Raw genomic sequence first — 17,921 nt, forward strand, 5'->3', positions numbered from 1 at the left:
TTCTGCCTCGCCCCTAATAGCCACCTCGTTAGGTACTAGCAGGTTGCAACTACCTGCTAACTTGCCAATCCCTATGTACGCCTAATGTTTGTGCCAGTGGTACGCGTCTGGGAGGTGTGGATGCGTGTGGGTTAAGCCCATTGCAGATGCTAGATATTGACGAGCACGTCAGGTTTTGACTTAGTTCTTGTGTGAGTTGCTTCTTGCGGTAAGATAGTAATCAATTACTATCTTACGAGGAGTGCTCGTGGACACCCATCCAAAGCATCTGCCGGCCGATGAGCGTCGTGCCGTAACTGTCGAGTCCGTCGTGGCGCTTGCCGGTTCACAAAACCCAAGCGAGATAACCACTGCGGCTATCGCTAAACACATGAACTTGACCCAAGGTGCGCTGTTTCGGCACTTCCCGAACAAGGAAGCCATTTGGCAGGCGGTCATGGAGTGGGTAGCAGAGCGTCTATTAGCCAGAATCGATCGATCCGCACAAGGAATCGAGTCGCCCTTGGCAGCTATGGAGGCGATGTTCATGAGTCATATCGAATTCGTTGCTGAGCACCCAGGTGTGCCAAGAATGATGTTTGGTGAGCTTCAACGTGCCGAATCGACACCGGCCAAGCGCATGGTGCAAACCTTGATTCAGCGCTACGGCGAACGTTTGCATCGTCTCATCGAGAAAGGCAAGACCAGCGGCGAGTTGTCTCCCTCGCTTGACAACGAGGCGGCGGCAACGCTGTTCATTGGCACGATCCAGGGCTTGGTCATGCAATCGCTGTTGGCGGGTGATGTGGGCCGTATGCACCGCGATGCGCCGCGCGTCTTTGCAATTTATCGACGTGGCATAAGGAATGCGCAATGAAAAAATTACCCTTGCAAGGCCGCACCCTGGCGCTGCTTGCCGTCATCATTCCTTTGCTGGTGCTTTTTATTTATGTCGGTCTGCGATCAGGGCCGCTCGCCCCGGTCGCTGTGACGGTGTCAAGCGTGGAATCACGGGCTATCACACCGGCGCTGTTCGGCATCGGCACGGTGGAGGCTCGCTACACCTACAAGATCGGGCCGACGTTTGCCGGGCGCGTCAAACGCCTGGAGGTGCATGTAGGCGACCAGGTCAAGGCCGGACAGGTGCTCGGCGAGATGGAGCCGGTCGACCTCGATGCTCGGGTGCGCTCACAGGAGTCGGCATTCAAGCGTGCGGAAGCGGCTTTGCGCGAGGCAGAAGCCCGGCAAGCCTACGCGCAAACCCAAGCGCGCCGCTACGAGCAATTGTTAGCGGTGCGCTTTATCAGCGAGGAAATCGTCACCACCAAGCAGCAGGAACTGCAGATCGCCGATGCCGCCCTATCCGCCGCTCGGGAAGATATTGCCCGGGCACGCTCCGACCTCGAAGGACTCGTCGCGCAGCGGAGTAATCTGCGCCTGATCGCGCCGGTCGACGGTGTAGTCGCTGTGCGCGATGCCGATCCCGGCACGACCATCGTCGCGGGCGAGGCCGTGGTGGAAGTAATCGACCCCAAGAGTTTGTGGATCAATGCGCGCTTCGACCAGATCAGCGCATCGGGGCTGGCTGGGGGGCTGCCGGCTCGTATCGTCCTGCGTTCGCGTGGTGGCCAGACCTTGAAAGGTCGCGTGTTGCGGGTGGAACCCAAGGCCGACGCGGTAACCGAGGAAACGCTTGCCAAGGTGACATTCGATAACAAACCAGAACCTTTGCCACCGGTGGGTGAATTGGCCGAAGTCACGGTTGACTTGCCGGCGCTCCCGGCCGCTCCACTGATCCCCAACGCTGCCGTCCAGCGTGAGGGCGACAAAGTTGGTGTCTGGCAAATCGTGGATGATGATCTGCATTTCTCCCCGGTCAAGCTCGGCACTTCCGACCTCAATGGTTACGTGCAGGTGCGCGAAGGGCTCAAGAATGGGGACCAGGTTGTGATCTATAGCGAAAAGGCACTGACGACGCGCAGCCGCATCCATGTTGTCGACCATATCCCAGGAGTGTCACGATGATCAGCCTGGCCGGCCGCGACATTCTCCATGCCTGGGGAAAGTTCGTCTTCACCGGCATCGGTCTGGGTCTGCTGATCGGGGTCACCTTGGTCATGGCCGGGGTGTACCGGGGCATGGTGGACGACGGCAAGGCGTTGCTCGACAATAGTGGCGCTGACCTTTGGGTGGTGCAAAAGGATACTCTGGGTCCTTATGCGGAGTCGTCCAGCCTCAACGATGACGTGTATCGCGCCATTCTCGCCATGCCGGGAGTCGCCCAGGCAGCGAACGTGACCTACCTGACTATGCAGGTACGCAAGGTCGAGAGTGATGTACGCACCATGGTGGTCGGCATCGCGCCCGGCGCGTTGGGGGCTACACCTGGATGGCCTCCTTATCTCGTCGCTGGACGCCAGATCACGCGCGGTCACTACGAGGCAGTGGCCGACATCGCCACCGGCTTCAAACTGGGAGATCGTCTTGCCATTCGCCGTAATCATTACACCGTCGTTGGGCTGACTCGGCGCATGGTGTCTTCCAGCGGCGACCCGATGGTATTCATTCCGCTCAAGGATGCCCAAGAGGCTCAGTTCCTCAAGGATAACGACGCCATTTGGCAAAGCCGGCGTCGCACCGAAGCCAACCCGGCCTTCAATAGACCCGGTGTTCCTGGTTTGCTGGATGCCGTGATTGCTTCACAGAGCACCAACGCGTTCGTCAATGCAGTGCTGGTCACTCTAAAACCTGGTCATGCGCCGGACAGGGTTGCCGAATCCATCCGACGCTGGAAGCGTTTGACGGTCTACACACGGGCACAGATGGAAGACATCCTCGTCGGCAAGTTGATCGCCACGTCGGCCAAACAGATAGGCATGTTCTTGGTGATTCTGGCCATCGTTAGCGCGGCCATCGTCGCTTTCATCATCTACTCGCTGACGATGGACAAAATCCGCGAGATCGCGGTATTGAAGCTCATCGGCACACGCAACCGAACTATCGCCGCGATGATCATGCAGCAGGCGCTCGCCTTGGGGGTGATTGGCTTCGTGGTCGGCAAGATCACCGCCACTTTCTCAGCCCCCCTGTTCCCCAAATATGTGCTGCTCACGCCAATGGATTCCGTGACCGGTTTTTTTGCCGTGCTCGTGATTTGCGTGCTGGCCAGCATCGTCGCCATTCGCATGGCACTCAAGGTCGATCCGGCCGAAGCGATAGGGTGACCCCATGATTGGAAAAGGAATCCGCATCGAAGGCCTAAGCAAACGCTTTGGCAAAGGTGACACGGCTGTCTACGCGTTGAAGGACGTGAATATGCAGGTTGCACCAGGTGAGGTGGTCGGATTGGTCGGCCCTTCCGGCTCGGGCAAGAGCACGCTGCTTAAATGCCTGGGTGCGGTGATCGATCCGAGCGACGGCCGCATGACGCTGGGTAATGAAGTGATATACGACGGCGGTTGGCAAGTTCGTGATCTGCGCGCCTTGCGGCGCGACAAAATTGGTTTTGTCTTCCAATCGCCGTACCTGATTCCGTTTCTCGATGTCACCGACAACGTGGCCCTGCTGCCGATGCTTGCAGGCGTCGCGAATGCAGAGGCGCGAGCGAAGGCATTGGAATTGCTTACGGCGCTTGATGTGCAACACCGAGTTCACGCCATGCCATCGCAACTCTCCGGTGGCGAGCAGCAACGGGTTGCCATCGCGCGCGGATTGGTTAACCGCCCACCGGTGATCCTGGCGGATGAACCCACCGCACCTCTCGACAGCGTGCGTGCCATGGCGGTGATTCGCATCCTCAACGACATGGCTCGGAAGTTCGAGACCGCCATCATCGTCGTCACTCATGACGAAAAAATCATCCCCACTTTCAAACGCATCTACCACATCCGCGACGGAGTGACCCATGAGGAAGCTGGTGAAGGGCGGGAGTTCGAATGAGAGAGCGTTTGTATTACAGGAGAATTTCATGAACTGAATCGCCCCGGCTTTCCTAGACACTGTTGAGCGGCTGCTTTTGGCCGGTTGCTGCCAATTGCTACCGGCAGCAATGGGGCGGTCTCTGCCTCCGCGTCTCTGCCGCCCGCTGTTCAAGTCGAATGCAAGCGGGTGGTCAGCATCAATGCAATTGCCTGGTCAGATGAGTGCAATTTCGCAGTAGGTATGGCTTTCACCGAGAACGCGCCATATCGGGCGATTCTGGGCGCTTCTCGTCGGATTCCAGCGAAGGGGCAGGGTCAAGGGGTTGGTGCGGCCCGCAGCCCGAAGGGCGAGGACACGGCCCCTTGACGCTGAACCGCAGCGGACAGCCTGTGCGAGTGGGGTAAGGACGAAGGGCGCAGCCCGCCACCCTGCCCCCGAGCCTCACGGCGGCGAGTGGCCCCCGGCAGGGCCGCCGGAGGCATATTGAAAACAGCCGACGCCAAGTAGCCCCTGTCATTTTTAAATGACGAGTAGCCGCAAGGAGGCCGGTGGGTAACGGCTTGCCGTTATCCACGGGCGGACGCGCAGCGACCGGAGGGAGCGAAGGCTGTGGGGAACTCGCTTGCGAGTTATCCACAGTGCTCTGCTGGTAGAAGAAGAGTAGAAGAAAGGTAGAAGCGAAAAAATGCTGCTTTTCTTCAATTAACTCAAATACTTGCAAATGGTGTGCGCGATGCCATCCCGATAAAGCGCGACGCCATCCCGATAAAGCGCGATGCTATCCCGACGAGGGCGCGACGCTATCCCGATGAAAAACGTCCCACTTTGTGAGTCTTTGGCGGAACGCTATGCCACTGCCTCCGGGAGCCACAGAGCAAGCTGCGGTTTGCCTCGTGTGCTGTCCTCGACCTTGTGGGCCGTGATGATCTCAAGCCGCTCCAGCTCGCGCACAGCGCGGGCTAAAGCGTCGCGGAAATCACGCATCCGCCCGCCGTATTCCATCTTGCCCTTGAGCCAGTCCAGTGCGTACCGCTGTACTGGGTCAGCGGACGTGGCCACCAGCCGCTGCAATGTCTTGGCCATGTCCTGCCCGCGCCCGATCTGCATCCGCTTGTCCCAGTCGATCAGACTGTATTCCCGATTGCCGAAAATCTCTACCCAGCGGGGATCTAGGCTGTAGCTGTACGTCTCGGCCTCGTCGTCGTAGCTGAAGGCCGCGATGATGCGGAAAGACACCGTTTTGCCGATGCTGTACCGGGTCGAGCCGTCCGGCTTCTTGGCCTCAAGGAACAGTGTGGCCTCTGTCAGCGCCTTGATACGGCGATGTAGCCATTCGTAATCGTGCTTGCCCGTGCTGCGCTTGAGCCTGCGCAGCAGCTTGGCGCGGTTGAGCGGCACTGATGTGCCAAAGCGGAACGGCTGGGCGAAGGCGATCAATGCCATGATGAGGTCGCCGTCTGCTTCGTCCAGTTGCTCCCCGGTGTACTCCAGCACGCAATCCCGCCGCGTCACCATCACAGCTTGCCGATGGAATTTGCGTTTCCCTCGTGCGATGGGAGCAATGAGGCTTGATCTGTTCAGATGGTTTGGAAAGGCTCCAATATCGAAGCCGGGCAAGAACATCTGGCGGGGTTCATTTGCTGCTCGCTGCTCTGCCTGCTCTGCTACTTCGGCAGCTTTCTGCTTGATCCACGCCAGCGGATCGCGCTTGGGCGTGGCTGCTGCCAAGCCAGTATCCAGCAAACTGCCCATGCTGCGCATCGTCAAATCCTGACCCTTGGCCTGCGAGATTGCGGCGATCAGGAATGGACAGCGTTGTTGCTGGCAGTACGGGCGGCAGCGGCCTTCTGTCCAAGCCAGGTATCAATCTCGTGCTCCAGCCATCCGACAACCCGCTTGTTGATCTGGATGCATACCGGGAATGTCGGATCATCGCGTGTGATCCGCCAGAGCGTTACGTCGTTGATACCGCCAAGCTTTTCGCAGACGGCCTTGCGGCGTAGAATTTTCATCGTCCCCACCTCCTGCACATTGAAAGTCGATGCAGGAAGTTTCAGGCGACGACCCGGCAGCGGTCACGGACTCTCAGAAGGGAATTTTTGCAGGAAAAAATCCGACAGCAGCGATGCGGGTCAGGCAAGTGATGCGCGGGCCTCACTCCAGGTAGCAGCGGCCAAAGTGTATATGGAAGTGACTACAAGATGAGCAAAAACAGAGGCAATGCCGCTTCTATGAAAGCTTTCCAGCCAGATTTTAGGTTTAACGTCTAAATGCGCGGATATGAATGGACTCGCTGCGAGATTAGGCATCTATGAGCGCACACGGTAACGACTGGCTTGAGCAGTTGGATCGGCATTTGGCATCGCCCTGCTTGGCATGGCTTCTCGGCGCTGGGGTTAGTTATGGGGCGAATATTCCCCTGATGTACCCACTCACGGCTCGTGTGCGCGAACTCGCGGCGGGCAATGAGCATGAGCAATTGCTGAACGCGCTGTTCGATGAACTCCCTGGTGATACTCATATTGAACATGTGCTAAGCCAGCTCGGCGACTACACGGCTCTCGCCACGCGCACAGCGGCTGGCTCCGTAAACATTGCAGGTCACGCCTACGACAAGCGGCAGCTCACATCCACCCACGAACAGATACTGGAGTGGATCGCCGACACGATCCGTTGGGGTATCGTTCCTGCCAGGAATGGGGCCGCCGCCGTGGTTGGTAACGCGGAAAACTCTTTAATCCGGATTAATGACCACAGCGACTTCATACGAGCGCTTTTCCATACGTCTCAAGCAGGGCTTCAAGACCGCCGAAAGCCCGTTCGCATTTTTACGACGAACTACGACACCCTCATTGAGGACTCGCTCGCACTGGCAAGCGTACCTTACTGGGACGGATTTACTGGCGGCGCGGTAGCCTTCCGGTCTTATCGATTTGGAGATGAGGAGCCCAAAAGCGGCATCCGAGCATGCGTCATAAAAATGCACGGATCGATTGACTGGCATCTGGGTGACGATGGGAAAGTCTGGCGGGTCAGAAGCTTAGACACATATCCGAATCGCAACGGCCTGATCCTAATCCACCCGCAAGCAACAAAGTATGCAGCGACTCAACGCGATCCCTTCGCAGCTCAGTTTGATCTCTTCAGGCGCGCGCTCTCCACACGAGACGACAATGTCCTTGCCGTGTGCGGTTACAGCTTTGGTGATGATCATATCAATCAAGAAATAGAGCTGTGCATGGGGCGGATGGATAGCAGAACCACCCTCATTGCCTTTGCTGAAGAGAAGGATGACCAGATGCCGCAGTGTTTGACCCTATGGAGAAACAGCTCTTGGGGTGCACGGGTATTTGTGGTGACACAAAACGGCATCTATGTGGGCAACGAAGGACCATTGCATCCACCGGAAGAAGGCAGTTCGCACAAATGGTGGACATTCGCCGGCGTCACAAAACTGCTTCGTGACGGTTCGGAGAGCTTCCTATGAGCTCACCATTTGAAGCAGTTGCAGACCTGAAAGTTGGAACCGTAGTCGAGGTATCCGGCTCAACCGTTAAGGTTGAACTCTCCGGCGATGTATCTGAGCTAACACGCAGCTATGGGGGGCGCGTTTACCCCATCGGGCAAATTGGCAGCATCGTCAAGGTGCATTTTGGGCGCCGACTTGTTTTCGGCTTCGTCACATTGCTCAGGATGAAATCAGAAGAGCTGGCCGAAATGGCAGTTGCACCAATCCCTGCTGATGCTGACCAGCGAATGATGGAAATCCAGCTGTTCGCAGAAGGGGTTTGGAGCACAAGCCAGAGTCTCCTTTCCTTCTCAAGGGGAGTATCCACATACCCCCTTCCGCTCCAAAACGTCTACTTACTCACCAGAGAAGAAGCTGGACTCCTATATCAGTCAGCAGAGGGGCAACGCCCAGAGGGACCAAATCCGCTGATTCCATTTGCAACCTATGCCGGAGCTGATGCAGCCCAGTGTCGAGCGAACATCGACAAAATGTTCTCCCTACATACCGCAGTCTTGGGGTCCACTGGCTCAGGCAAATCAGGCGCAGTTGCCGCATTACTGCACAGCATCCTGGAACATGTGCCAGCCCCGAACACCACTTTCACTCCCCGGATAGTCATGATTGACCCCCACGGAGAGTACGGTCGGGCATTCAATGATCGAGCCGTGGTCTATCGTGCATACGACCCTATCGGGAATGATGAAAATTTAGGACGACCGATCAAACTACCCTACTGGTTGATGTCTGCCGAAGAGTTCCGCCTGCTGGTAATTGGAAAGACAGAGTTCGAAGCTACCTCTCAACACAACATCGTCTACAAGGCTCTGACCCATGCCCGCATGGTTGCAGCAGGCATAGTGGACCCCGCACCAGGTCAATATGGCTGGCCAATTCCGACTGATGGCCGTGCGCACGATGAACCAAGGCCCAGCCAGGGAATAGACGAAGAAAGAATTATTGAATTTGATCGTGACAAACCCCGCCCGTTTTCGCTGATAGAGTTCGTCAATCACATTGAGTTTGTTCAGGCAGCACGCCCCCATCAAGGAGTAATGCAGCGCGTCACTGATACAGACTATGCGAAAGGTTTCAAATCGATTCTGGACAAGCTTTCAGTATTGCGGCGCGACCCTCGAATCAGGTTCCTCATGAGCGAATGGCAGCCGGCAGATACGCTCAGTGCACTTATCGGGCAGTTTGTTGGCAGTCTGACTGATGAGGCAAACGCGCACCGCGACCTACGGATCATTGATATCTCTGGTTTACCCAACGAGGTTGCGGGACCTCTGGCCGCTGTTATTGCTCGGCTTCTCTTCCAATACAAGCTCTACCAGACCTTAGCGGAACGGCAACGAGATCCCATTTTGCTGGTCTGTGAAGAGGCCCACCGTTACGTCCCAGATAAAGGGGAGGCAGAATATGCGGCCGCACAAACAGCTGTGCGTCGCATCGCACGCGAAGGGCGTAAATACGGTATAGGTTTAATGCTTGTCAGTCAGCGCCCAGCAGACGTTGAAAGCACTGTCATTTCTCAATGCGGCACATGGCTGATTTTGCGTTTAACTAACGCCACCGACCAAACCCACGTAGCACGGTTCCTGCCAGATGGGCTTTCTGGGATGACCAAAGCACTGCCAACCTTGGCCCAACAGGAGGCTCTGTTCGTTGGCGAGGGCGCAGCTCTTCCGGCAAAAGTGCGAGTTCGCAGCCTTCCCGAAAACAAACTCCCACGATCTGAAAGCGTGAGCTTCGCTAACGGCTGGTCCACAGCCCGCCTTGAACAGGGAGATCTCGACGTGATCGCCTCGCGAATGGCTGGCCAACCTGACGCCTAATTGCTCGGATTTTAAATACGGACAACGCGGTGGACGCTATCAACTACTGTCGGGGACGTATAGCGCTGCAGCCTGGGCGTATCACCAAGCCAGCCGGGTGGTGTATGCGAAGAGAATTGCTCTCCCGCGTACACCACTCGATGGTCTGAGTTGATGGTCGCAAAGGCGAACTAGCCACTACCCTCGGCTAGTGTCGAATCCCCGCTGACGATCCCCGTAGGACTTGGTCGCTTTCTTACACAGGTAGCTGGCTCGTTTGAACAGATCATCCAGCTCATCGCCCTTGCCTCGACGCTTTACTCGATCGATTCGATACTCAGCATTCTTCGGGATGTGCACCAGCCCCCTGACGCAGTCGACATGTTGTCCCAGCGCACGTGCCCAGGACTCTTCTATACGGCTGATCATGTTCACCCGTTCTGACCCAAGACGCCCAATGCCGTAGTAGGCATCGCGGTTCAACAGGATCAGCAGGTGATAATGCTGTCGGCCTCCCTGACCGATCTCTCTCGACCAGACGTACCGTACTTTGCAGCCACGCGAGTAGCTACGCTCAGCCACCCGCCCCTGGTGGTACTGAATCTTCTTCGTAAACGATTCGAAGAACCGGCTGATGACCCGGTTCGTATAGGCGTAGTCGGGTAGCTCGACACCCTGAGGCAAACGGAGATCCACCCTGTAGGCCAAGACCCTCGGATACTCAGCTAGTGCCAGATCGACGGTGCGCTTGAGATCAGACAGGTATTCCCGAATAAAGGGGCCTACTTCGATCTGTATGGGAAAGCCCTCGAAGGTATCCCCGTAGTGCAGATGGAGGTTGGGATTATCAGGATGACGGAGTGGGTAGCGCTGGGTGGTTTCGGTATCGTTGAGCATGGTTATGACCTCTCATGGTTGAGTTTCATAAGCCATGCCTGCGGAGTTTTAATTTACTGGATACCTTTCCCTGCCTGATCACCCTCGACTGGATGCTCGGTGACGAAGCTCATCCGCGATGAATGGGTAGCTGGTCTCCCGTGGTGAACTGATCGTGTTGCTTGGTGGTTGGTAGATCCCCCGGATAATTGCCCCTTCAGATAGTGCTTCAGTGCCAGATGATTAAGCCCCTCCAGGTACATGGGATCTGGTCGGTGATGCTTGCTACTGCACGGTTAGTGAGGCAAGAACCCTTCGGGTAGGAATAGCTAGTAAAAGCATACTACCCACACCGCAACTGACAGCTCCGGCTGGCTCGGAAAAATCCACCTCAATCGTCCCGCCATAGCGGCAATTTTTGCCGACTTCGGATTTCGGAAATAAATCAAGCCGAAGAGGCCTGAGCCAAATATCGGAACAGAGACTGTCGGGGCGGTGGGAGCGACACCGCCACGACTTGCTATGACGTGCCGAACGGCCATGGACTGAGCAGCGGCATAAACGCCATGACCAGCCGAAGCCGATCATGGCGCAGGTGGCGGTTCTAGCTGGCCATACTCAGATGGCCAATCGGGCGCGTAGCAGCACCCTCTGCTTGGTCACGCTCCTCAATCCTGGCCAGAATCCAGTCGTGCACCTCGCTATCGACCCAGCCGACGCAGCGGTCGCCCAGCGATACCGGTTTCGGGAAGGTGCCTTCCGAGATGTACTTGTACAGGGTCGACCTAGACAGGCCAGTAGCAGTGATCACGTCTTGTAAGCGGAAAATTCGCATCAGCAGGGCTCCTCTGTATGTCCCAGAGGATCTGCAAGGGCAGTAAAAAAACACTTACCCCTTGGGCAGGGCCTGAAGACCAAACCTGTGGCGGTCATCTATCTCCAGATCAGCCTCCTGCTCGTAAAGTTCGCATACATTCCACGGCTCATATTTCACAACCACGCAACCATATCGAGGCACGGGGCTAGGCTTAACCAAGACTGCCGTAATTCTGGGACATAGCGTTGGTATAAGCTGGATTCGCACTCCACCATTTTTCCAATCGGGCATACCCATGAGCACTGCCTGAATCCTTCTGGCGCGCTCAAACGCCAGAAAAGAAAAGTGCTCGATGACACGCAACCAATGCCCCTCATCAATGCTCAGGTCACCGCTAACTCTGCCACGCGGCCTTTGGAAATCATTGCCGATCAAAGCCTCAAGCTCTGCCGCTAAATCCGCACCCAGCAAACGACCGGGCGCCTTCCAGGGTCTGGATAAAAGAAAGGATGCGTATCCATCCAGTCGATGCCAGAACACATCAAAGTCCGCATCACTTAACCGCTGAAAGTAGTCCCTCAAAACCGGCTCAACACCTCCAGCCACCCGGATCACAACCTCCCGTGGCGCCTCAGTTTCTTCGTCGATAACGACAACACCGCCCCTATCAACACCCGTCCCGAGCAGTGGATGGGATAGGTCGAGAACGTAGGACGATCTGACCCTCACCCCCGTAAACAGACTCCTAGAAAGTCCCGGCGCATAGCTGCGGATTACCCCCATATCCATCAGGCGCGTCACCTGAGCCTTCAACCGGAACTCAGTCATTCCTGTCAGTTGTCGCAGATCAGCCATCCCAAGCTCGTCCACAACACCAAACTCATTTGCATGACTTACCAGCACGGCAAGTAACCACCGGTTAGCGAGGCTCAGTTGGTCGCTTTTCATTCTGACCGGAGGCTGCTTATAGCCGATCCTCTTCTCCGCCTCCTCATCGCAACCCTCGCGGGAGCGCAAGTCAGTGATCGGCATCAGAAGATGATCGATGACCTGCAGACAGTCCGAAGGGCAACTTACTGCAGAAGACTTCAAGCGTTCGCGGATCTCGGGCGAGATTTCATAGCTACGCGACGGCCGCCCCCGCCCGCAGCTCACCTTCTTTACGACTAGGTATGAGTCAGCCGATGCCAACCTGGAGACGGCTCGCATCACAACGCGTGGAGGCATACCCACAGAGTCTGAAAGCTCTCGCACCGTCAGCGACACAGCCTCACTATCCTGAAAGCGCATCGAAAATGACGCGAGAAACAGCCTTTCCTCAGGACCAATTGTGCTTGTTTTGTGCCGCAGCAGCGCCATGTGCATAAGCATGAAAAACCGTATTTATTTCGTAAATTTACTCTACCATAATAATTTACGTGATAAATATCGATTTTATAAACGCATTAGATAACGTTATTATTTACTATCGGTAGAATTTCAGAGCAGCCAGGGTGCTGCGAGCTCGATTGGGGAGGTGCACGTTGGGACGTCCAAGAAAGCCCGGCCTTGAATGGCTAGACCCGGAAAATGCCAAGCAGCACCTTTGGGCGCGAGACTACTTGCGGGTTAAGGGCTTCGAGGGTCTTGACGCCGACCAAAGCATTTCCTGGAAGGATCTGCTCCGCCTTGGCCAAACACTCGAAAAAGAAAAAAGGGCACGCGAGCTGTTCCGCGACATGAAGGACGCATGGCGTCAGGAGAAGAGCAGGAGCAAGAAGAAGGAAGAGGGCTACCGGCCCTGCCTGTTTACCCTCAAAGGCACCACCAGAGACGACCTGCAACGAATGGCCAATGAGCAGGGAACAGACGCCACAGCCCTACTAGAAAAGCTGATTGAAAAAGCCTACAAAACCCATCTTAAGAAGCAGCAGAGAGCACAGCAGCCGAAGCAGCCGAAGCAGCCGAAGCAGCCGAAGCAATCTGCAAGCACAGATTCGCCGTACCAGCGACTAAGCGCGCGGTGTCGCTAACTGCGGCTGGAAGTACAGGCTACTCCCGCGTGCCAGACCAGCCAGCCCCGGATGGTCCTTGGCGACCTCGGCCTCGATCGGCTCCGCTTGGCCCGCTACGCTCAGGGTGACCCGGGTGATGGCGCCCAGCGGACGGATATCGCGAACCTCGCCCTGCCGGTGACCTGCCTGCGCCTGGCGTGACAGGCTGATCTCATGGGGACGGAACAACAGCGGCGGCGCACCGGCCTCGCCATGCAGGCGGTTGGCGTCACCGAGGAAGTGATAGACGAAATCGCTGGCCGGCTGATCGTAAACCTCGGCGGGAGTGCCAATCTGCTCGATCACCCCCTTGTTCATCACCACGATGCGATCCGCCACCTCCATGGCCTCTTCCTGATCATGGGTAACGAACACGCTGGTCAGGTTGACGTCCTCATGCAGGCGCGCCAGCCAGCGGCGCAACTCCTTGCGCACCTTGGCATCCAGCGCACCGAACGGCTCATCGAGCAGCAACACGCGGGGCTCCACCGCCAGGGCGCGGGCCAGGGCAATACGCTGACGCTGTCCGCCGGAGAGCTGTTCGGGGTAGCGGTCGCCGAGCCAGTCGAGCTGCACCAGATCGAGCAACTCATGCACCTTGCGCTTGATCTCTGCTGCACTCGGACGCTGCGCTTTGGGCTTCATGCGCAGGCCGAAGGCGACGTTGTCGAACACCGTCATATGGCGGAACAACGCATAGTGCTGGAACACGAAGCCCACATTGCGATCACGCACATCGTGCCTGGAGACGTCCTCGCCATGGAACTCGATAGTGCCGCTGTCTGGCGTTTCCAGCCCGGCAATGATGCGCAACAGGGTGGTCTTGCCGCAGCCGGACGGGCCGAGCAGCGCCACCAGTTCGCCGCTGTGGATATGCAGGTTGATCTGCTGCAAGGCCTGAAAGGTCAGGAAGCGCTTGCTGACATTGCGAATTTCAATACTCATGGCTTATTCCTCGCCAGCACGGGCTTTCAGGTAGTTGATGCGTGATTCGCTCCACTGCTTGAGCAGCAGGATCAGCAGCGCCAGCAGCAACAACAGGCTGGCGACGCTAAAGGCAGCAACGTGGTTGTATTCGTTGTAGAGAATTTCCACATGCAGCGGCAGCGTGTTGGTGTAGCCACGGATATGCCCGGAGACCACCGATACCGCGCCAAACTCGCCCATGGCCCGCGCGGTACACAGCACCACGCCGTAGATCAGCCCCCATTTGATATTGGGCAGGGTCACATGCCAGAACATCTGCCAGCCATTGGCACCCAGCAGGCGGGCGGCCTCCTCTTCCTGGGTGCCCTGTTCCTGCATCAGCGGGATCAGCTCGCGGGCGACAAAGGGTACGGTGACAAACAGGGTGGCCAGAACGATCCCCGGTAGGGCGAAGATGATCTGGATATCGTGCTCACGCAGCCAGGGGCCGAAGAAGCCCTGGGCGCCGAACAGCAGCACATAGATCAGACCGGCGATCACCGGCGACACCGAGAACGGCAAGTCGATCAGGGTCACCAAGATGCTCTTGCCACGAAACTCGTACTTGCTCACGCACCACGCCGCTGCCACGCCGAACAGCAGGTTGAGCGGCACCGAGATGCCCACCGCCAACAAAGTCAGCTTCAGCGCACTGATGGCATCGGGCTCGAAGATCGAGGTGAAGAACACCCCGACGCCCTGCTTGAGGGCCTCGGTCAGCACCACGAACAAAGGCAGGACGAGAAACAGCAGAAACACCAGCCAGGCGCTGATCACCAGCAGACGGCGGCCCAGGGCACTGCCGCGACGGGCAGCGTTGTTGACGGCACTGGCCGTCAGGGTTACAGATGACATACCCGGCTCCTTATGAATGGCTGATGCGCCGCTGCAGCAGGTTGATCAGCAGCAGCAAAATGAACGACACCACCAGCATCAGCACGCCGATGGCGGTCGCTCCGGCGTAGTTGTACTGGTCCAGTTGCACCATGATCAGCAGCGGCAGGATTTCGGTTTTCATCGGCATATTGCCGGCGATAAAGATCACCGAGCCGTACTCACCAACCCCCCGGGCAAAGGCCAGGGCGAAGCCGGTCAGCCAGGCGGGCAGCAACGCCGGCAGCAATACATGGCGAGCGACCTGCAATGGCTTGGCGCCCAGGCAGGCGGCGGCCTCCTCGACCTCGCGGGGGATATCGGCCAGCACCGGCTGCAGGGTGCGCACCACAAACGGCAGGGTGACGAAGGTCAAGGCCAGAGTGATGCCCAGCGGGGTGTAGGCGATCTTGAAGCCCAGGGATGTGGCGAACTGGCCGATCAGACCATTAGGCGCATACAGCGCGGTCAGGGCGATACCGGCCACCGCCGTGGGCAGGGCGAAGGGCAGATCAATCATCGCCTCGATCACCTTGCGCCCGGGGAAGGTGTAGCGCACCAGCACCCAGGCCAGCAGGGTACCGATCACGCCATTGATGATGGCCGCGAGAAAAGCAGTGCCGAAGCTCAGCTGCAGGGCGGCGAGCACCCGCGGCGAGGAAATGATTGCCCAGAACTGCTCCCAGGTGAGCTGGGCAGCGTGGACGAACATGGCACCCAGGGGAATCAGCACCAACAGGCTGAGATACACCAGGGTGTAGCCCAGCGTCAGCCCGAAGCCGGGTATGACGGGGGAAGTACGACGAGACATAAGACCTCAGCGGCATGCGTCAAGCTGCAAGCGAGCAGTACACGCCACGGCGACAAGCCCGCTTGCAGCATGGGGCCTGTCGCTGGTGGCTGCGCTTAGCGGGCCTGGTAGATCTGGTCGAAGATGCCGCCGTCATCGAAGAACTTCGGCTGCGCGGTTTTCCAGCCGCCGAAATCCGCATCGATGGTCACCAGCTTCAGGTCAGAGAACTGCTCGCTGAAGTCCTTGGCGATCGCCTGATTACGCGGGCGGTAGAAGTGCTTGGCGGCCAGGCGCTGACCTTCATCGCTGTACAGGTAGTTGAGGTAGGCCTCGGCTACCTTGCGGGTGCCCTTGCGGTCAACGTTGGCATCCACCACGCTCACCGGTGGTTCGGCCAGGATCGACAGCGACGGGGCAACGATCTCGAAGTTGTCACCGCCCTCTTCCTTCAGCGCCAGGAAGGCTTCGTTTTCCCAGGCCAGCAGCACATCGCCGATGCCGTTGTTGACGAAGGTGATGGACGAGCCACGCGCTCCGGTGTCGAGCACCGGAACGTTCTTGTACAGCTTGGCAACGAACTCCTTGGCCTGCGCTTCGCTGCCGTACTTCTGCTGGGCAAAGGCCCAGGCGGCCAGCAGGTTCCAGCGCGCGCCGCCGGAGGTTTTCGGGTTAGGCGTGATCACTTCTACGCCCGGCTTGACCAGGTCATCCCAGTCCTTGATGCCCTTCGGGTTGCCCTTGCGCACCAGGAACACGATGGTCGAGGTATAGGGCGTGCTGGCATCCGGCAGGCGCTCCTGCCAGTTCTGCGGGATCAGCTTGCCGAGCTTGTACAGCTCGTCGATATCCCCGGCCAGGGCCAGGGTCACCACGTCGGCGCGCAGACCGTCGATCACCGCACGGGCCTGCTTGCCCGAGCCACCATGGGACTGCTGGATGGTTACGGCTTCATTGCCCTGGGCTTGCCAGTGCTTGTTGAAGGCCGCGTTGAATTCGGTGTAGAGCTCACGGGTCGGGTCATAGGACACGTTGAGCAGAGTCTGGGCAGCGGCAGGGCCGGCGATCAGGGCACTGGCCAGAGCAGCCAGGGCGAAACGGCGAAGGGTCATGGTAAAGCTCCTACTGGGACTAAAACGGGGTTGGCGTTCAATGGGTCGACGGCGCAGGCATAAACGGCTCTGTGCTCGGGTACGCGACGTGTTTCATTGCACGCCCTCCGGTGGTCCGGTCGGGCAATCTTGCTTACGGAGTAAGCGGGTTTAGCTGGGCTTGCTGCTCGATGCGTTCAGGCGGAATTTCTCCTTGCGTTCAATCTGCACCACCTGGCCGTTGTGCACGGTGATTTCCACCGAGCCAAACTTCAGCCCCTGCAGGGCCGCCTGGATTTCACGCAGAATGCTCGCTTCGTCCTGACCTTCAAGATTTCGCAGGGTTGCGCTCATTTCTATGCTCCTTGAAAAGCCACTGAAGCGGAGGCTGATGCCCCTCATGGGTGGCCGTGGAGCGGATAGTAGGGATAATCCAATATTCTTAAAAATATCATTTCAGAACATTTATATTCTTTTTGGAAATATGCAGCCACCCTGCACCACAACACCTGCTTAGCCGACAAAAGAATAAGCAAATAAATTTTTATTCTTTTTTGATAATCCTGTAGCCCTCCTACACTGCCCCTCCTCGTCACGCACAGGAGGCGCAGCCGATGCGCGATCAAGCGATTCGTTATCTGATAGTCCCGGGCTGGCAAGGGTCTGCCGAAGACCATTGGCAGAGCCACTGGCAACGCGTACTGCCGGGCAGCGAACGGCTGGAGCAACATGACTGGCTTACCCCACGGCGCGCCGACTGGGTCGCCGCGCTGGATGCCTGCATCGCCCGCGACCCCCGCCCCACCCTGCTGATTGCCCATAGCCTGGGCTGCATCACCGTCGCGCACTGGGCTGCCAACGCCCCCGCCGAGCACCTGGCCCGCCTGCGCGGAGCCCTGCTGGTGGCACCGGCCGATGTGCAACGTGCCAGGTGCCCGGCACCGCTGCAGAACTTCGCGCCTATCGCCCGTCAGCGGCTGCCATTCCCCAGCCTGCTGGTAGGTTCGGACAACGACCCAGCCGCCAGTGCCGAGCGCGCCCGCGAACTGGCCAGCGACTGGGGCAGCCAGGCCGTCATCCTCCCGGCAGCCGGGCATATCAATGTGCAATCCGGGCACCAGCGCTGGGAACAGGGCTTTGCTTATCTGTACCGCCTGCAAACCCTGATCGAACAGCAGGCCCGGCGCCGCGCCTGAGGAGTCCCCGTATGCCCCAGCTGCCCCGCACTGCCCCTGCCCCTGCCCCTGCCC

At 58.0% G+C, this 17,921-nt stretch carries 19 protein-coding genes; 9 read left to right on the forward strand and 10 right to left on the reverse strand.

Features of this window, described 5'->3' with window-relative positions; genetic code table 11:
• Nucleotides 1-247: 247 nt before the first annotated feature.
• The 4 genes from CW360_RS05720 to CW360_RS05735 are packed head-to-tail and all read left to right on the forward strand — an operon-like array spanning nucleotide 248 to nucleotide 3,918.
• Nucleotides 248-856 (forward strand): TetR/AcrR family transcriptional regulator, encoded by a 609-nt coding sequence (locus CW360_RS05720; protein ID WP_101193045.1) that lies wholly within the window; start codon nucleotides 248-250, stop codon nucleotides 854-856.
• Nucleotides 853-2,004 carry an efflux RND transporter periplasmic adaptor subunit gene (locus tag CW360_RS05725; protein ID WP_101193046.1) on the forward strand — a complete coding sequence of 384 codons (1,152 nt, stop codon included), beginning with the start codon at nucleotides 853-855 and terminating at the stop codon, nucleotides 2,002-2,004. Before CW360_RS05720 ends, CW360_RS05725 begins: the two co-directional genes overlap by 4 nt.
• The gene (locus CW360_RS05730) at nucleotides 2,001-3,203 is read left to right on the forward strand and encodes an ABC transporter permease (protein WP_101193047.1); all 1,203 of its coding nucleotides are present in this window, start codon (nucleotides 2,001-2,003) and stop codon (nucleotides 3,201-3,203) included. The genes CW360_RS05725 and CW360_RS05730 overlap by 4 nt, the downstream gene beginning before the upstream one ends.
• Nucleotides 3,204-3,207: 4 nt before the next feature.
• Nucleotides 3,208-3,918 carry an ABC transporter ATP-binding protein gene (locus CW360_RS05735; protein ID WP_048607673.1) on the forward strand — a complete coding sequence of 237 codons (711 nt, stop codon included), beginning with the start codon at nucleotides 3,208-3,210 and terminating at the stop codon, nucleotides 3,916-3,918.
• A gap of 828 nt (nucleotides 3,919-4,746) precedes the next feature.
• Here CW360_RS05735 and CW360_RS05740 read toward each other — a convergent pair.
• Together CW360_RS05740 and CW360_RS05750 are read right to left on the reverse strand one after the other, a co-directional pair.
• Nucleotides 4,747-5,661, reverse strand: coding sequence for a hypothetical protein (locus CW360_RS05740; RefSeq protein ID WP_245874676.1), 915 nt, complete (start codon nucleotides 5,659-5,661; stop codon nucleotides 4,747-4,749).
• Nucleotides 5,662-5,699: 38 nt separating this feature from the next.
• The gene (locus CW360_RS05750; protein WP_101193048.1) at nucleotides 5,700-5,912 is read right to left on the reverse strand and encodes a helix-turn-helix transcriptional regulator; all 213 of its coding nucleotides are present in this window, start codon (nucleotides 5,910-5,912) and stop codon (nucleotides 5,700-5,702) included.
• 299 nt (nucleotides 5,913-6,211) lie between these two features.
• On the opposite strand from CW360_RS05750, the gene CW360_RS05755 reads away from it, so the two are divergent.
• From CW360_RS05755 to CW360_RS17040, 3 genes are all read left to right on the forward strand, one after another.
• A complete protein-coding gene (locus CW360_RS05755; RefSeq protein ID WP_101193049.1) occupies nucleotides 6,212-7,387 on the forward strand; it encodes an SIR2 family protein in 1,176 nt (391 codons plus the stop codon).
• On the forward strand, nucleotides 7,384-9,246 hold the full coding sequence (locus tag CW360_RS05760) for an ATP-binding protein (protein ID WP_101193050.1): 1,863 nt from the start codon (nucleotides 7,384-7,386) through the stop codon (nucleotides 9,244-9,246). Before CW360_RS05755 ends, CW360_RS05760 begins: the two co-directional genes overlap by 4 nt.
• 72 nt (nucleotides 9,247-9,318) lie before the next feature.
• Nucleotides 9,319-9,420 (forward strand): DUF4113 domain-containing protein, encoded by a 102-nt coding sequence (locus tag CW360_RS17040; RefSeq protein ID WP_245874678.1) that lies wholly within the window; start codon nucleotides 9,319-9,321, stop codon nucleotides 9,418-9,420.
• Between the two features lie 3 nt (nucleotides 9,421-9,423).
• Here CW360_RS17040 and CW360_RS05770 read toward each other — a convergent pair whose 3' ends face one another.
• The 3 genes from CW360_RS05770 to CW360_RS05780 all read right to left on the reverse strand — a co-directional run bounded on the left by CW360_RS05770 (nucleotide 9,424) and on the right by CW360_RS05780 (nucleotide 12,283).
• On the reverse strand, nucleotides 9,424-10,122 hold the full coding sequence (locus CW360_RS05770) for an inovirus Gp2 family protein (protein WP_101193051.1): 699 nt from the start codon (nucleotides 10,120-10,122) through the stop codon (nucleotides 9,424-9,426).
• Between the two features lie 583 nt (nucleotides 10,123-10,705).
• Nucleotides 10,706-10,936, reverse strand: a complete 231-nt coding sequence (locus CW360_RS05775) for a helix-turn-helix transcriptional regulator (RefSeq protein WP_033937793.1) — start codon at nucleotides 10,934-10,936, stop codon at nucleotides 10,706-10,708.
• Nucleotides 10,937-10,990: 54 nt separating this feature from the next.
• On the reverse strand, nucleotides 10,991-12,283 hold the full coding sequence (locus CW360_RS05780; protein ID WP_157825254.1) for a hypothetical protein: 1,293 nt from the start codon (nucleotides 12,281-12,283) through the stop codon (nucleotides 10,991-10,993).
• Between the two features lie 158 nt (nucleotides 12,284-12,441).
• On the opposite strand from CW360_RS05780, the gene CW360_RS05785 reads away from it, so the two are divergent.
• Nucleotides 12,442-12,930: a hypothetical protein gene (locus CW360_RS05785; protein ID WP_101193053.1), complete on the forward strand. Its 489-nt coding sequence runs from the start codon at nucleotides 12,442-12,444 to the stop codon at nucleotides 12,928-12,930.
• On the opposite strand, the gene CW360_RS05790 is transcribed toward CW360_RS05785, so the two are convergent.
• The 5 genes from CW360_RS05790 to oscA all read right to left on the reverse strand — a co-directional run bounded on the left by CW360_RS05790 (nucleotide 12,910) and on the right by oscA (nucleotide 17,025).
• A complete protein-coding gene (locus CW360_RS05790) occupies nucleotides 12,910-13,896 on the reverse strand; it encodes a sulfate/molybdate ABC transporter ATP-binding protein (RefSeq protein WP_101193054.1) in 987 nt (328 codons plus the stop codon). The two genes, CW360_RS05785 and CW360_RS05790, sit on opposite strands and share 21 nt — an antisense overlap.
• Nucleotides 13,897-13,899: 3 nt before the next feature.
• Entirely contained in the window at nucleotides 13,900-14,772 is an 873-nt protein-coding gene (cysW, locus tag CW360_RS05795) for a sulfate ABC transporter permease subunit CysW (protein ID WP_101193055.1), read from the reverse strand.
• 10 nt (nucleotides 14,773-14,782) lie between these two features.
• Nucleotides 14,783-15,601, reverse strand: a complete 819-nt coding sequence (gene cysT, locus CW360_RS05800) for a sulfate ABC transporter permease subunit CysT (RefSeq protein ID WP_101193056.1) — start codon at nucleotides 15,599-15,601, stop codon at nucleotides 14,783-14,785.
• Nucleotides 15,602-15,696: 95 nt separating this feature from the next.
• Nucleotides 15,697-16,692 carry a sulfate ABC transporter substrate-binding protein gene (locus tag CW360_RS05805; protein WP_101193057.1) on the reverse strand — a complete coding sequence of 332 codons (996 nt, stop codon included), beginning with the start codon at nucleotides 16,690-16,692 and terminating at the stop codon, nucleotides 15,697-15,699.
• Nucleotides 16,693-16,842: 150 nt separating this feature from the next.
• The gene (gene oscA, locus CW360_RS05810) at nucleotides 16,843-17,025 is read right to left on the reverse strand and encodes a sulfur starvation response protein OscA (RefSeq protein WP_101193058.1); all 183 of its coding nucleotides are present in this window, start codon (nucleotides 17,023-17,025) and stop codon (nucleotides 16,843-16,845) included.
• A gap of 260 nt (nucleotides 17,026-17,285) precedes the next feature.
• Between oscA and CW360_RS05815 the strand changes: the two genes are divergently transcribed.
• Nucleotides 17,286-17,867, forward strand: coding sequence for an RBBP9/YdeN family alpha/beta hydrolase (locus CW360_RS05815; protein ID WP_101193059.1), 582 nt, complete (start codon nucleotides 17,286-17,288; stop codon nucleotides 17,865-17,867).
• The last annotated feature ends 54 nt before the right edge of the window (nucleotides 17,868-17,921 follow it).

It is taken from the genome of Pseudomonas fluvialis, assembly GCF_002835605.1.
GTDB classification, from domain to species: Bacteria; Pseudomonadota; Gammaproteobacteria; order Pseudomonadales; family Pseudomonadaceae; genus Aquipseudomonas; species Aquipseudomonas fluvialis.

Coding starts and splice junctions, on each gene's coding strand:
- CW360_RS05725 (WP_101193046.1), top strand. CDS start 853: ATGAAAAAATTACCCTTGCAAGGCCGCACCCTGGCGCTGCTTGCCGTC.
- CW360_RS05730 (WP_101193047.1), top strand. CDS start 2,001: ATGATCAGCCTGGCCGGCCGCGACATTCTCCATGCCTGGGGAAAGTTC.
- CW360_RS05735 (WP_048607673.1), top strand. CDS start 3,208: ATGATTGGAAAAGGAATCCGCATCGAAGGCCTAAGCAAACGCTTTGGC.
- CW360_RS05740 (WP_245874676.1), bottom strand. CDS start 5,661: ATGCGCAGCATGGGCAGTTTGCTGGATACTGGCTTGGCAGCAGCCACG.
- CW360_RS05750 (WP_101193048.1), bottom strand. CDS start 5,912: ATGAAAATTCTACGCCGCAAGGCCGTCTGCGAAAAGCTTGGCGGTATC.
- CW360_RS05755 (WP_101193049.1), top strand. CDS start 6,212: ATGAGCGCACACGGTAACGACTGGCTTGAGCAGTTGGATCGGCATTTG.
- CW360_RS05760 (WP_101193050.1), top strand. CDS start 7,384: ATGAGCTCACCATTTGAAGCAGTTGCAGACCTGAAAGTTGGAACCGTA.
- CW360_RS05770 (WP_101193051.1), bottom strand. CDS start 10,122: ATGCTCAACGATACCGAAACCACCCAGCGCTACCCACTCCGTCATCCT.
- CW360_RS05775 (WP_033937793.1), bottom strand. CDS start 10,936: ATGCGAATTTTCCGCTTACAAGACGTGATCACTGCTACTGGCCTGTCT.
- CW360_RS05780 (WP_157825254.1), bottom strand. CDS start 12,283: ATGCACATGGCGCTGCTGCGGCACAAAACAAGCACAATTGGTCCTGAG.
- CW360_RS05790 (WP_101193054.1), bottom strand. CDS start 13,896: ATGAGTATTGAAATTCGCAATGTCAGCAAGCGCTTCCTGACCTTTCAG.
- cysW (WP_101193055.1), bottom strand. CDS start 14,772: ATGTCATCTGTAACCCTGACGGCCAGTGCCGTCAACAACGCTGCCCGT.
- cysT (WP_101193056.1), bottom strand. CDS start 15,601: ATGTCTCGTCGTACTTCCCCCGTCATACCCGGCTTCGGGCTGACGCTG.
- CW360_RS05805 (WP_101193057.1), bottom strand. CDS start 16,692: ATGACCCTTCGCCGTTTCGCCCTGGCTGCTCTGGCCAGTGCCCTGATC.
- oscA (WP_101193058.1), bottom strand. CDS start 17,025: ATGAGCGCAACCCTGCGAAATCTTGAAGGTCAGGACGAAGCGAGCATT.
- CW360_RS05815 (WP_101193059.1), top strand. CDS start 17,286: ATGCGCGATCAAGCGATTCGTTATCTGATAGTCCCGGGCTGGCAAGGG.